Source organism: Micromonospora sp. CA-259024, from assembly GCF_050936255.1.
GTDB lineage: Bacteria > Actinomycetota > Actinomycetes > Mycobacteriales > Micromonosporaceae > Micromonospora.
In genome coordinates this window covers 3,514,977-3,528,215 of sequence record NZ_JBNJND010000001.1, presented here as the reverse complement: position 1 = coordinate 3,528,215, position 13,239 = coordinate 3,514,977, and the positions used below count along the sequence as shown (strand labels likewise).

The window sequence follows — 13,239 nt, the reverse complement described above, 5'->3', positions numbered from 1 at the left end:
GCCGACCCGGGCCTGGCGTCCACATCGGAGCACTGGGCGTGAGCGGATGGGCACGTTGAGTCGCGTTGGCGACGCGCCGGAATCCGACTTCGGCGACCGGCGCACTGTCGGGGGTCGCCGTTAGGCTCGACGACGTGGTCGTGCACCAACTCGATCGGGCCCAGGCGCGGCGGATCGCCATCCATGCCCAGCTGCTGGCCGCTCCGCGTCCGACCGACCTGCTCACGGTGGTCCGGCAGCTGACCCTCGTGCAGATCGACCCGACGGCCGCCGTCGCGCCCAGCGCCGACCTCGTCTGCTGGAGCCGGCTCGGCTCGTCGTACCAGCCGGCGCAGTTGCGCCAGGCCCTCGAACGCGACCGGACGCTCTTCGAGCACCAGGCGATGGTGCGTCCGATGGACGATCTCGGGCTCTATCTGGCCGCGATGGCGGCCTGGCCCAGTCAGGAGCGGCAGCGCGCGTGGCTGCGCGGCAACGACTCGTTCCGGCGGGACGTGCTCGACCAGCTCGGGGGCTGCGGGCCACTGCTCTCCCGCGACATCCCGGACACGTGCTCGGTGCCCTGGCCGTCGTCCGGCTGGACCAACAACCGCAACGTCACGCAGATGCTGGAGTTCCTGGGCGCCCGCGGCGAGGTCGCCATCGCCGGTCGTCAGGGCCGACAGCGGCTGTGGGACGTGGCGGAGCGGGTCTACCCGCCCGACACCCCCGTGGTCCCGCTGGAGCAGGCGTTGCTGCTCCGCAACGAGCGGCGGCTGCGGGCGCTGGGCATCGCCCGGGAGAGGGCGGTGGTCGTGCCCGGCGAGCCGGCGGATGTCGGTGCGGCCGGTGATCCGGCGGTCGTCGAGGGTGTGCCGGGGGTGTGGCGGGTGGACCCGGCCGCGCTCGGGCAGCCCTTCACCGGGCGCACGGCGCTGCTGTCGCCCTTCGACCGGTTGGTGCACGACCGGGTCCGCCTGGCGGAGCTCTTCGAGTACGAGTACGTGCTGGAGATGTACAAGCCGAAGGCCAGTCGACGGTGGGGTTATTTCGCGTTGCCGATCCTGCACGGCGATCGGCTGGTCGGAAAGGTGGACGCCACGGCCGACCGCCGCCACGGCCTGCTCACCGTGCACGCCATCCATGAGGATGTGCCCTTCACCCCCGAGGTGACCCGGGCCGTGCACGACGAGCTGCACGACCTCGCGGCCTGGCTGTCGCTGACCGTCGAGGGCCCGCGCTGACGGGTGATCGCCGAGGCCCCCGCGCCCCGACGAGCACCCGTCATCCGGCTACGCGATCCGGCGGACCCGGCGCACGGCGAAGTAGAGCAGGAGCAGGGCGAGGGCGACGAAGATGCCCGTCTCGATGCTCTGGAACAGCCAGAACCGGTCCGCCGGCTGGTACAGCTGCCAGTTGTACGCGCCCGGCTCGAGGCCCAGTTCGGCGCCGCAGACCCGACCGTCCGGCCCCTTGCCGCCCGGCGGACACTGGATCCGGGTGTCCTCCGCGATCATCGTCCCGTCCGGGTTCCGGACGCCCTGGGTGAGGATCCAGTCACCCCAGCTCATCACCGGCGGCCCGTCTCCCTCGATCGGGAAGGTCTTGGTGCGGGCGGGCTGGTAGTGCGGTCGGGCCAGGATCTCCACCGCCGCCCGTACGCCGATGAACCCGGCGAGGGTGATGCCCATGGCGGGCAGCATCCGCTTCCACACGGTGCCCGCGAAGATGCCGAGCGCCACCGCGAAGAGGGTGTATCCGATCGGGACGATGCCCTGCAGGTCGAAGACGATCATGCCGAGTCGGCCCTCGTGCGTGGCCTGGGTGAGCGGGTCGACCCACCACGAGATGCCCAGCCCGTAGCCGATCGCGAGGACGATCACGGCGGCGCTGACCAGCCCGAACTTCACCAGCGCCCAGCGGGTGCGGCCGACGCCCTGGGTCCAGACGAAGCGGTGCGTGCCGTGCTCCACCTCGCGGGCGACCAGCGGGGCACCCCAGAACAGGCCGACCAGCGCCGGCAGGGTGATCAGCAGCACGGCCACCAGGTTCAGGCTGCCGTACCGGTTGGTGAAGCGGCGGAAGCCCGCGTCGCAGGTCTCCCGGGTCGCCGCCGCCACGTCGGTGCTTGCGAGCTGGCGTGCACAGTCCGCCAGCCCGAGGTCGGCGAAGCTGTGCCGCATCGACAGGCCGATCGGCACCAGCAGGGCGGCGAGCGCCGCGAACCCCAGCAGGGTGTAGAACGCCTGCTTGCGGTGTTGCCGCCAGGTCAGCCAGATCATGCCGGGACCCCCCATTCGCTGTGACTGGTCTGCGTGGTGCCGTCGGCCAGGTAGGCCAGTACGACGTCCTCCAGGCTCACCTCGCGGATCGTCCAGGCCGGATCGGTGACCGGCCCGTCGGTGCGGACCAGCAGTGTGGACTGCCGGTCGGTGTGGCTGGCCCGGACCACGGCGGCGACGCCCCCGATAGCGCCGCCGTCGTGCCGGGGGCCGACCAGTTGGCGATGCTCGGCGACCAGGTCGTCGACCGCGCCGGTGAGCTGCACCCGGGAGGCGTTGAGCACGATCAGGTAGTCGCAGACGCGCTCCAGGTCGGCCAGCAGGTGCGAGGAGAGCAGCACGGTGGTGCCCGAGTCCGCGACGCTGCCCATCAGCGACTGGAGGAACTCCCGCCGGGCCAGTGGGTCGAGGCTGGCGACCGGCTCGTCGAGCAGCAACAGCCGGGGCTGCTTGGCCAGTGCCAGGGCGAGCGCCACCTGGGCGCGTTGCCCGCCGGAGAGTTTCCCGACCGGCCGGTCCGGCGGTATGCCGAGCTGCGCCAGCCGCTGGCGGGCCAACGCCGCATCCCACCGCTTGTTCAGCTTGCCGCCGGCGATGACCAGTTCGGCGGCGGTGAAGTCCCGGTACAGCGGGGTGTCCTGAGCGACGAACCCGATGTCGGCGAGGCCCTCCGTGTCGCCGTACGGCGACCTGTCGAACACCCGTACCGCGCCCTCGTCGGGCTTGAGCAGCCCCACGGACAGGTGCAGCAGGGTGCTCTTGCCGGCGCCGTTCGGCCCGACCAGCGCGGCGATCCGGCCGGCCGGCAGGTGCAGCGAGCAGTCCCGCAATGCCCAGGTGCTGCCGTACCGTTTGCCCAGCCGGTCGGCCTCCAAGACCATGTCCATCCTCTGTCCTCTCGTCCCGCTCACGCCACCGCTTCGCGGCCGCGCCAGCGCTCGCTGCTGTGCCTGATGGTTCGCTCGTTCGCGTTCGCTCACGCGGGCTCCTTCTGCGGGGTGTCGTCGGCGAGGGTGGCTCGCAGCGTGGTCTCCACCAGGGCGACGACGTCCTCGGCCGTGAGGCCGGCGGCGTGCGCCCGGTGCAGCCACGCCACCAGGTCTTCGCGCAACTCGGCCTGGTTGGGCAGGGACGCGCCGGCCAGGGTGCGCTGGACGAACGTGCCCACCCCCGGCCGGCCACCGACCAGACCCTCGATCTCCAGCTCGCGGTACGCCTTCAGCACCGTGTTCGGGTTGATCGCCAGCGACTGGGCGACGTCCCGGACCTTCGGCAACTGGTCGCCCGGCACCAGCAGGCCAACCCGCAGCGCCTGTTTCACCTGCTGCACGAGCTGCATGTAGGTGTTCACCTTCGACCGGCTGTCCAACACGAACTCGATCACTCGTGATGATCCCTTCTGTTGTCCTACGACAGTAGGACTAATAGACAGCTTTATCGGGAGTGGCACCGGTGTCAAGGGCGACGCGGCACGTCACCCGAACGGGTCGCGACGTTGGCACCGGCAGGCCAGGGGTTGGCACCCACGGGTCACCAGGTCGGGAAGGGGAGAGCACGCGATCCGTGCGGACGGGAGGTGTTCGATGGTCACCAACGAACTGACGACATCGAGGGCGACGCCGCTACAGGTAGCCCGCGCCCGGGGTCGGGTACGCGGACGGCTGATCCTGCTCGGACCGGCGTTCGTCGCCGCCGTCGCCTACGTCGACCCCGGCAACTTCGCCACCAACTCCGCCGCCGGAGCCCGCTACGGATACCTGCTGGTCTGGGTCGTGGTGGTGGCCAACCTGATGGCGATGCTGGTGCAGACGCTCACCGCCAAGCTGGGTCTGGCCACCGGGCGCAGCCTGCCCGAGCTGTGCCGGGAACGCCTGCCGAAGCCGGTGAACCGGGCCATGTGGGTGCAGGCCGAACTGGTCGCCATGGCCACCGACCTGGCCGAGGTGATCGGTGGCGCGGTCGCCCTGTACCTGCTCTTCGGCATCCCCCTGCTGCCCGGCGGGATCATCATCGGCACGGCCGCGTTCGCCGTGCTCGCCCTGCGCTCGCGCGGTTACCGCGCCTTCGAGATCGCCATCGCCGTGCTGCTCGGCGTGATCGTCCTGGCCTTCGCCGCCAACCTGCTCGCCTCCGGCTCCGATCCCGGCTCCGCCATGGCCGGTCTGGTACCTCGGCTCCAGGGCACCGACAGCGTGCTGCTGGCCGCCGGCATCCTCGGCGCCACCGTCATGCCGCACGTCATCTACGTGCACTCCGCGCTGACCCGCGACCGCATCCCCGCTGCCGACGACACCGAGCGTCGGACACTGTTCCGCGGCCAGCGCACCGACGTACTGCTCGCCCTGAGCGCGGCCGGCGCGGTCAACCTCGCCATGCTGCTGATCGCCGCGGCCAGCTTCCGTGGCGGCGGCCCGGCTGGCGCGGACAGCCTGGAGGGGGTGCACGCCGGTCTCGGTCAGACCATCGGCACCGCCGCCGCGTTCGGGTTCGCGGTCGCGTTGCTGGTCTCCGGGCTCGCCTCCACCAGCGTCGGTACCTACGCCGGCGAGGTGATCATGCAGGGCTTCCTGCGGCGGCGGGTTCCGCTGCTGCTGCGCAGGCTGGTCACCCTGCTGCCCGCTCTGGCCGTGCTCGCCATCGGTCTCGACCCGACCCAGGCGCTGGTGCTGTCCCAGGTGATCCTCAGCTTCGGCATCCCGTTCGCGCTGATCCCGGTGGTCGCCTTCACCCGCCGCCACGACCTGATGGGCAACCTGGTCAACCACCCGCTCACCACCGCCGCCGCGTCCCTGGTGGCGCTGCTGGTCGTAGCGCTCAACGCCTTCCTGCTCTGGCAGGTCGTCACCGGCTGAGTCGGCGGGGCAAGCGTCACCGGCTGAGCGTCCGTACCGCGGAAGGAGTCTGTCGTGGGGCCGTATCGCATCGGGTGGGTGGATCCGCTGGGCCGCCGGCCGCTGACCAGGCTCGCCACGGCGGGCCTGGCGGCGCACGTCTTCTTCGAGCTGGGCGCCGGCGTCGGCATGCCGACGGCCTCCGTCCTGGGCCCGGTGCCCGCCGCCGGGCTGTGGGCCCTAGCTGCGGGAACGGTGTGGCGTGCGGCCGGCACCCGTCCGGCGTCCGGCGATGTCGTGTTCGCCGTCTGCAACGGGGCCGGGCTGGCCGCGGTGATCGCCCACCTGCAGGGATGGCCGCACCGACGCACCCGGCTGGGGCTGCCCTGGCTGCGCGAGTGCGAAGGGCTGGGGCCGGATCTGATGCGGTACTACAACCCGATCCTGTACGTGTCGGGAGCGGCGGCGCTGGGCGCACTCCTGCGCGAGAACCGCTCGGCGCCGCGCTACCTGCCGCTGCTGGCGCTCGGCCTGGTGCCGCTGTTCATCGTTGGCCAGCACGCCGAGCACTGGCGGCTGCGCGAGATGGCGCGTCGCCGGCCGGGCTGGTGGAACCGCCGACTGCGGCAACTCGACTGAACCCTGCCGGGCGCGGCTCAGCCGGCCGTGCCCGGGCAGGGTCACGTTCGCCGGCCCTCGTCGCGGGTGGGGATCTCCTGGCGCTGTTCGAGGGCGTCCGCCGGGTTGGCGTCGGCCGGCAGCGACGTCACGTCCTCGAGCGTGCCCGCCGGCAGGGATCCCTGCTCGGCCAGATCGGCCTCGGACGCCTCCGGGTCCACATCACCTGACATTCGGTCCGGCGGCCCGTAGTCGACGGCATCCTGCCGCTGCTCCAGGGCGTCCGCCTCCGGCGTGGGAGCCAGGTCGTCCTGGTCGTCCGGGAACGTGCTCATCGCAGCCTCCTGCCCGGCGGGTGTCGACATGCCGCCGGGCCGCTGCCTACCCGTCACCGTTCCAGTCACGCCTGAGCGCCACGATCTGGTCGTTCTTCTCGGCCGTTGCCTGGCCAGGGCGTCGAACCGGCGCGGGAGCCCGGGGGAGAGGCGGCGCGAGCGCCGGCCCGCGCCGACCCCCCGACGTGGGCAGGCGGTGTCAGGCCGCAGGCCTCGACCCGAGGTGGCACCGGCCGGAGGTCGCACCGAGCACGATGGTGGCGGCACCGAGATCGACCGGGGCCGGTCCGGAACAGGCCAGCGATCCCACCCGGCTGCCGGCGAGGATGGGCGCCGTCTCGGTGCCTGCGCTGACCAACGCCAGCCGACCGGTCACCCGTGCCCCCACCACCGTGACGTGGTCGGTGGTGCCGGTCAGCGTCACGGCGCCCCGCACGTCGGTGTTCAGCAGCTCGACGGCGGTGGCACCGGCCGATACCAGGCTCCCGGCGATCGAGGACCGCTCGGCGACCAGGGTGGTGCCAGGCCGGACGGTGACCCCGCCCGACACGGTCGCCTCGCGCAGGCAGGTGACACCGGCGGTGACCACCAGCGTGCCGGCGTGCCGGCCGGAGACCACCCGGGTGCAGGCCGGCGGTGGCGGGATCAGCGTGGCCACGAATGCGCGGGCCGCGCCGACGTTGCCGACCGCGTCGATGCCCCGGTATTCGATCGTGTGCCTGCCGTAGCCAGGGGACCGTTCGGCGAACGGGGACAGCGACAGACCACCCGAGCCGAGGTTGCCGTAGACCAGGCCGTCCACATCCGTGCCGGTGGCCGTGAACAGGAAGGGCGACCTGGCGTCGGTGGGCCAGCCGTAGTAGTTGTGCCACCCGTCGCCGTCGAGCCGGAACTCCGAGGTGACCTGCCCGGCGCTGTCGTCCGTGCCGGTCAACCCCATGGTGAACGGGCCGTTGTACACGTACTCGGTGGGTCGGCCGGGTCGGGTGAGGGTGAGCAGCGGCTCGGAGAGGGCGTACCCGACGTCGGGGCTGGTCGCGTCGACCGTCCAGGTGCGCGTCACCGCCTCCCGGGTCGCCGGGTCGCTGACCCGTGCGGTCAGCCGGTGGGTGCCCTGCGACAGGCGCAGAGTGTCCAGGTCCAGGTCCCGATCGTTGCCGGCGTCGGCCACCGGCCGGCCGTCGAGTGACCAGCGGACGCCCGGGACGCGATCGGTGGGCTGGCTCGTCTGCACGTACACCACGTCACCCGCGCCGACCGGTCGGTCGGTCGCGGTGGACCCGGTGATCGCCAGTGGCGCCGCCACCGGCGGGGTGCGCACCCCGGTGTCCACGGTCCAGGAGCGGGTCTGGGTCAGCGCGGCCGAGTTGCGGATCGCCGGGTCGCGGACGAACGGGGTCGGGTCGGTCACCGTGGCGGTGACCGTGTGCCGACCGGGTGCCACCCGCAGCTTGCGCAGGTCGAGGTGACGGGCGTTACCGGTACGCGGCACCGCCTTGCCGTCCACCGACCAGGTGACGGCCAGCGCGTGGCTCACCGGGTGCAGGGTGTCCACCCACAGCACCCGGTCCGCGCCGACCGGCTGCTCGGTGGCCGTACCGCCCTGCATGATGCCGACCCGGTCGGCGATCCGCTCGGTCATCTGCTCCCGGCCGACCTGGTCGAAGTAGAAGCCCAGCGACTTCATCATCGAGTGCTGGCTCGGCCGCCACACGCCGTGCTGGAGGTACAACCCACCCTCGTAGCGGCCGATCTTCCCGCCGGCCTCGCTGGGCTCGCCCAGCCAGCGCCACCACTTGGCCCGCGTCTCGCGCATCTGCTGCTCGGTCAGCACCGTGTGGTGTGCCGAGTCGGGCTCCGGCCCGGTGTACGTGTCGCCGGGCACCCCACGGCCGTAGTAGTCGTACTCGTCCTGCAACCCGCCGAGGGAGTGCCCGAGTTCGTGCGGGCTGATCAGTGCGGAGAGCGCGTTGCCCCCGGAGGCGGTGGCGTTGCTGCCGCCCGCGCCGCCGTACGTGCCGCTGTTGGCGAGGGCGATCAGCTGCCGGTTACCCCGGTTGGTCCCGGTGGCCAGGTCGGCGTACGCGTTCGCCGCGGCGCCGTTGACCGTCAACAGCCGCTGCACGCTGGCCGGATTGCAGCCACCCCAGAAGCCCATGCCCAACGCGGTGTTCCGCTGCGGCGCGGACAGGCCCGGATCACAGTCCACGCCGGACTCGGCGGAGACGATCTCCACGGCGTAGACGTTGAAGTAGCTGCGGTAGGACTTGAACGGCTCGATCGTCCACAACGTGTTGAGGTGCCGATCCACGTGCGACCGGAAGGTGGGCAGGTCGGCTTCGGTGTAGCCGTCACCGAGCAGCACCAGGTTGAACCGCTTCGCCGGGTCCCCGGTGACCTGGATCGGCACCACGGTGGCGCTGTCGGCCGCCGCGGCGGCGGCCGGTGTGGCGGCCACCACCCCCGCGGCGAGCATCGCCGCGACGCACAACCACGCTCTGATCCGCACCTGGGCTCCCCTCCGTGTGCCGGACGGTGCCGGACAGGAGCCCGCCGTCGTCCGCACACGCATTGATCGTGGCAATTCTGGACCGTACCCGGGCGCCGGCCGGCGCGTAACCCTCCGCCGGCCGAGGCCTTGGACGACCGCCGAGGAGAGGGATCAACCATGCGATGGAACGCACGACGGTTCGACGGGCGTCGATTCCATGTGGTGAGTGGGCGCGTCAGCTGGCCAGCGTGACGGGGGATCGGTCTCGGCGGGGCAGGGCCGCCAGGCCCAGTGCCAGCAGCGCGGACACCGCGCCGACCACGAAGAGCAGCGAGGCGGCCGGCTGGCCCAGCCACTCCCAGAACGGGTGCCAGGCCGGGTGTGGCTCGCCGAGGTGGTGGTGCAGCAGCGACGGGGCGACCAGCGGCACCGGCAGCCACCACAACACCGTGGCCACACCGAACAGGACGTTCACCGCGCCGTGGCTACGGCGTCCCTCGGTGCGTCGGCTGGCCCAGCCGAAGACCAGCCAACCGGCCACCGCGCCCAGCAGCGTGCCGAGCACCCCGGCGGGGACCACCGCCGGCGGTGGCGCGCGATGCACCTCGACCGCCAGGTAGGTGGCGTCGACGGCTGTCTGGGAGGAGACCGAGGCGTTCAGGATGGTGTCGCCACGTCGGGCGATCAGGGTCGTGTCGGTGATCGCCTGCGGGGTGGCGCACGTCTTGTCCGCGCAGCTGATGCCATCGGACACCTGCGGGTCGTACACCCGCCAGCCGGCACCGGTCAGGCGTTCCCGGGCCACCGCGACGATCTGCTCGGCGGGCACCGGCGGCGCTCCGAAAGCGGCGGCCCCGGTGGCGCTCTCCTGATACTCGCCGCCGTCACCGAGCAACAGCGTCTTGACGGTGTTCAGGCGTAGCGCGTGCCCGTAGACGACGAAGAGCGCGGGCGGGGTGTCGATCTCGTCGAGGTCGTGCCCGGGAAAGACCGTGGTCAGGATGGTGGCGGCCTCGGCCCGGTCGGGTTGGGGTCGAGAGGTCTCCCAGGCCGCCCGGCTGGCCAACGCGCCGCTGAAGAGGCCACAGATGACCGCGGCGAGCGGCACCCAGACAACAGCGGCGCCCCTGCTCGGACGGCCGAGGAGGCCGCGCGGCAGCTGTCCGAACCGGCGGGCCACGGAGGTGACGGTCGCGGACATGTCCACCCCTTCGGATCCGGAATCAGGCGGGGCGAGACTACATCGACAGAGGCTGCGGGCGCGTACCCGTGATGACCACCGCCGGTGGTCGGAATCGGCCAGGATGGGCGGGTGGCCGGGTCACGGCCGCGACGAGGAGGGTGGACGATGCGGGTACGCGGGCGGTTGACCTGGGGGCGGCGTGCCCGTGCGGGGGCGGCGCTGACCGCCCTGCTCGCCGGTGTGGTGGCACCGGCCGTGGCACTGACGCCGGGTGCGGCGGCGGGCGCGGCGGCGGCTGGCACGCCGGTGTGTCAGGTGCGTGACGACCGGCTCCGCGAGATCTCCGGGATGGCCGCCACCGACGACGGGTACGTGGTGATCAACGACGGCGCCGACGACGAGGCCCGTCGCCGGATCTTCTTCCTCGACCAGCGCTGCGCGGTGGTCCGGACGGTCGCCTATCCGTCCCGGCCTCGCGACACCGAGGACCTGGCCATCGGCCGGGACGGCACCATCTGGGTCGCCGACATCGGCGACAACGACCGCTCCCGACCGACGATCGCCGTGTGGCGGCTCGCGCCGGGGGCGGACCAGCCGGTGCTGCACCGGTTGTCGTACCCGGACCGCCCGCACGACGCGGAGGCGTTGCTGCTCGACGCGGCCGGCCGGCCGCTGATCATCACCAAGGGTGGCAGCGGCACCGTCTTCCTGTACACGCCGACCACCGCGCTGCGGCCGGGCGCGACGACGCCGCTCGCCTCGGTCGGGCAGGTCACTCTGCCGACGACCAGCACCAGCAACCCGTTCTCGTTCCTCGGGCGCGGTGTGATCACCGGGGCGGCGAGCGCGCCGGACGGGCGTCGGGTGGTGCTGCGCAGCTACGCCGACGCCTTCGAGTACGACGTGCCCGATGCCGATGTGGTCGCCGCGTTGACCTCCGGCACGCCGCGGATCACCCCGTTGCCGGACGAACCCCAGGGCGAGTCGATCACCTACAGTCGCGACGGCCGGTCATTGCTCACCGTTTCGGAATCCGCCGACCAGCCGCCGGGTACCCGTCCGACGATCCTGCGCTACCCGGCCATGGCCGGGACGGCCAGCGCCGTACCGACAGCGTCCGCTGGTTCGGCGACGTCCCCGGCGGTCCGTCCGGCCGCCGGGGAGGCCAGCGACGCGGGTAACCGGACCTGGCCGCTGGCCGCCGGCGCCGGGACACTGTTGGCGCTGCTCGGGGTGGCCGGTGTGCTGCGGTGGAGGCATACCGCGCGCCGGTGAGCGAACAGGGCGGTGCGGCAGGATGGGTGCATGTCCGTGCTGTCCACGTTGCGTCACCCGATCATCGCCGCCCCGATGGCTGGCGGCCCGTCCACGCCGGCGCTCGCGGCGGCCGTCTCCGCGGCCGGTGGGCTGGGCTTCCTGGCCGCCGGGATGATCGACACCGCGCGGTTGGTCGCCGACGTCGCTGAGGTTCGCGCGCGCACCGACCGGCCGTTCGGCGTCAACGTCTTCCTGCCCGACCCCGGCGTCGTCGACGAGGCCGCCATCCAGGCGTACGCCGAACGGCTCGCCCCGCAGGCCGCCGAGCGCGGGGTGAGCCTGGGCGAGCCGGTGGGCGGGGACGACGCGTACCCGGAGAAGTTGGCCGCGCTGCTCGCGGACCCGGTCCCGGTCGTGTCCTTCGTGTTCGGGCTGCCCGACCGGGCAGCGGTGGCCGCCCTGCGCGAGCGGGGCACCGAGGTGTGGGCCACGATCACCCGCCCGGACGCCGCGACGGCAGCCCTCGAACTCGGCGTGGACGCGCTGGTGGTGCAGGGCACCGAGGCGGGTGGGCATCGCGGTGGCCTGCCGGACGACGACGACTACGCGCTGCTGCCGCTGCTCCGGCTGGTCGCCGCCCGCTGCGACCGGCCGTTGGTGGCCGCGGGCGGCATCGTCGACGGGCCTGCGGTGGCCGCGGTGCTGGCCGCCGGTGCCGCCGCCGCACAGCTCGGCACGGCCTTTCTGCGCTGCCCGGAGGCGGGCAGTTCGCCGATGCACCGGGCGGCGGTGGCCGGTGCCGCGCCGACGGCGTTGACTCGGTCGTACACCGGCAAGCGGGCCCGTGGCGTGGCCAACGACTTCCTGCGCCAGCACGACGCGGCGGCACCGAGCGGTTACCCCCAGGTGCTGAACCTGACGCGTCCGCTGCTCGCCGCCGCCCGGCGTGAGGGGGACGCGTCGGTCGCCAACCTGTGGGCTGGGCAGGCGCACCCGCTGGCCCGGGACCTGCCGGCGGCCCAGGTGGTCGCCGAGGTGAGTGCGGGCGCCCGGGCCGCGCTGGCCGCGGCGGTCGAGCGGTCGACCCGCTGGGGCTGACCAGGGCACCGGCAGTCCGCACGGGCGGGTGGGACAGGCCGGGCGGGAAACCCGTTAGAGTCTCGCCGTGATCGAGATCGGCGCGCAGGTCGACCTGTCCCATCCGCCCGACCGGGTCTGGCTCGCACTGACGGATCGGGAGCTGCTCGGCCGGTGGTTCGCCGAGGCCGAGACGGTGGAGGGCGTACCGGACCGGCTGTTGCTGCACACGGCCGGGTTGCCCGGCTTCGAGGCCAACGTCGAGGTCGAGGTGACCGAGCGGCAGGTGCCGGAACTCCTCGTGCTGGCCTGCGACGAGGCCGGCCGGCTCAGCGAGCTGACCTGCGTGGTCACCACCACGAAGCAGGGCTGCCGGCTGGAGGTACGGGAGGTCACGACGCACGGCGCGTGGTCCGCCGAGCAGCACGAACCACGCGAGCAGCAGCTCCGGCAGGCGCTGACCGTGCGGCTGCCGGCCATTCTCGACTGGCTCGCCTTCCAGCAGGTCGACCTCCGCCGCGGCGACGGCGGGATGACCGCCGAACTGCCGCTGATCGGCGCGTTCGGCAAAGGGCCCGCCCGCGCCCGCCAGCGTCGCCGCCAGATAGTCGCGGTGCTGGTCGCAGTGGCGGTCGTCGGAGGAGTGGCGGCGTGGGTGGCACTGCCGGCCGAGTCGAACCACAGCGCCGCGCCGCGCTCGGCGCCGTCGTCGTCGCTGTCCATGACGGCCTCCGCGCCCGCCGCCACGCCACAGGCGACGACCTCGGTGCGCCCGTCGCGGACGGTCGCGTCGACGACCGCGCGCCCGAGCCGGAGCCCGTCGGTGAAGCCGTCGCGGCCCGCCACGTCGGCACCGGCGGCCCCGCCGCCGTTGACAGCCCGCTACGACACCGACTCCAGCCGGCTGTTCGGTTACACCGGCAGAGTCGTGGTCACCAACCCTGCTGGTACACCGGTGGGAGACTGGGTCGTGGTGGTCAACCTCGCTGAGGGCAGCACCGTCGACGACGTCGACGGCGCGGACTGGCGACAGGCCGGCCAGGCGGTCACCTTCACCGGGGCGGCCGTACCGGCCGGAGGGTCGCAGACATTCCACTTCGACGTGCGGGACAACCGGCCGAAGGCCAGGGAACCAGAGGCCTGCACGGTGGGCGGTAACCCCTGTACCGGCCTCTGATCTAGGCTG

At 72.8% G+C, this 13,239-nt stretch carries 12 protein-coding genes; 6 read left to right on the top strand and 6 right to left on the bottom strand.

What is annotated here, in order from left to right; genetic code table 11:
- The first annotated feature begins 134 nt into the window (after positions 1-134).
- Entirely contained in the window at positions 135-1,223 is a 1,089-nt protein-coding gene (locus tag ACQEUX_RS15395; RefSeq protein ID WP_433047470.1) for a DNA glycosylase AlkZ-like family protein, read from the top strand.
- A 48-nt stretch (positions 1,224-1,271) separates the two neighbouring features.
- On the opposite strand, the gene ACQEUX_RS15390 is transcribed toward ACQEUX_RS15395, so the two are convergent.
- From ACQEUX_RS15390 to ACQEUX_RS15380, 3 genes are all read right to left on the bottom strand, one after another.
- Entirely contained in the window at positions 1,272-2,261 is a 990-nt protein-coding gene (locus tag ACQEUX_RS15390) for an ABC transporter permease (protein ID WP_433047467.1), read from the bottom strand.
- Positions 2,258-3,148, bottom strand: a complete 891-nt coding sequence (locus ACQEUX_RS15385) for an ABC transporter ATP-binding protein (RefSeq protein ID WP_433047464.1) — start codon at positions 3,146-3,148, stop codon at positions 2,258-2,260. The genes ACQEUX_RS15390 and ACQEUX_RS15385 overlap by 4 nt, the downstream gene beginning before the upstream one ends.
- Before the next feature lie 89 nt (positions 3,149-3,237).
- Positions 3,238-3,645: a GntR family transcriptional regulator gene (locus ACQEUX_RS15380; protein ID WP_433047461.1), complete on the bottom strand. Its 408-nt coding sequence runs from the start codon at positions 3,643-3,645 to the stop codon at positions 3,238-3,240.
- 199 nt (positions 3,646-3,844) lie between these two features.
- Here ACQEUX_RS15380 and ACQEUX_RS15375 point away from each other — a divergent pair, with 199 nt between their 5' ends.
- Together ACQEUX_RS15375 and ACQEUX_RS15370 are read left to right on the top strand one after the other, a co-directional pair.
- Complete coding sequence (locus ACQEUX_RS15375) at positions 3,845-5,113, top strand: Nramp family divalent metal transporter (protein ID WP_433047458.1); 1,269 nt, start codon at positions 3,845-3,847, stop codon at positions 5,111-5,113.
- Between the two features lie 54 nt (positions 5,114-5,167).
- Positions 5,168-5,731, top strand: coding sequence for a hypothetical protein (locus ACQEUX_RS15370; RefSeq protein WP_433047455.1), 564 nt, complete (start codon positions 5,168-5,170; stop codon positions 5,729-5,731).
- A 41-nt stretch (positions 5,732-5,772) separates the two neighbouring features.
- Here ACQEUX_RS15370 and ACQEUX_RS15365 read toward each other — a convergent pair whose 3' ends face one another.
- The 3 genes from ACQEUX_RS15365 to ACQEUX_RS15355 all read right to left on the bottom strand — a co-directional run bounded on the left by ACQEUX_RS15365 (position 5,773) and on the right by ACQEUX_RS15355 (position 9,737).
- Positions 5,773-6,045 (bottom strand): hypothetical protein, encoded by a 273-nt coding sequence (locus ACQEUX_RS15365; RefSeq protein WP_433047452.1) that lies wholly within the window; start codon positions 6,043-6,045, stop codon positions 5,773-5,775.
- Between the two features lie 199 nt (positions 6,046-6,244).
- A complete protein-coding gene (locus ACQEUX_RS15360) occupies positions 6,245-8,554 on the bottom strand; it encodes a M64 family metallopeptidase (protein WP_433047449.1) in 2,310 nt (769 codons plus the stop codon).
- 217 nt (positions 8,555-8,771) lie between these two features.
- Positions 8,772-9,737, bottom strand: a complete 966-nt coding sequence (locus ACQEUX_RS15355; RefSeq protein ID WP_433047446.1) for a hypothetical protein — start codon at positions 9,735-9,737, stop codon at positions 8,772-8,774.
- A 147-nt stretch (positions 9,738-9,884) separates the two neighbouring features.
- Between ACQEUX_RS15355 and ACQEUX_RS15350 the strand changes: the two genes are divergently transcribed.
- The 3 genes from ACQEUX_RS15350 to ACQEUX_RS15340 all read left to right on the top strand — a co-directional run bounded on the left by ACQEUX_RS15350 (position 9,885) and on the right by ACQEUX_RS15340 (position 13,230).
- Positions 9,885-10,994, top strand: coding sequence for a hypothetical protein (locus ACQEUX_RS15350; RefSeq protein WP_433047443.1), 1,110 nt, complete (start codon positions 9,885-9,887; stop codon positions 10,992-10,994).
- A 30-nt stretch (positions 10,995-11,024) separates the two neighbouring features.
- The gene (locus tag ACQEUX_RS15345) at positions 11,025-12,074 is read left to right on the top strand and encodes a nitronate monooxygenase (RefSeq protein WP_433047440.1); all 1,050 of its coding nucleotides are present in this window, start codon (positions 11,025-11,027) and stop codon (positions 12,072-12,074) included.
- 67 nt (positions 12,075-12,141) lie between these two features.
- Positions 12,142-13,230: a cellulose binding domain-containing protein gene (locus ACQEUX_RS15340; RefSeq protein WP_433047437.1), complete on the top strand. Its 1,089-nt coding sequence runs from the start codon at positions 12,142-12,144 to the stop codon at positions 13,228-13,230.
- Positions 13,231-13,239: the final 9 nt, after the last annotated feature.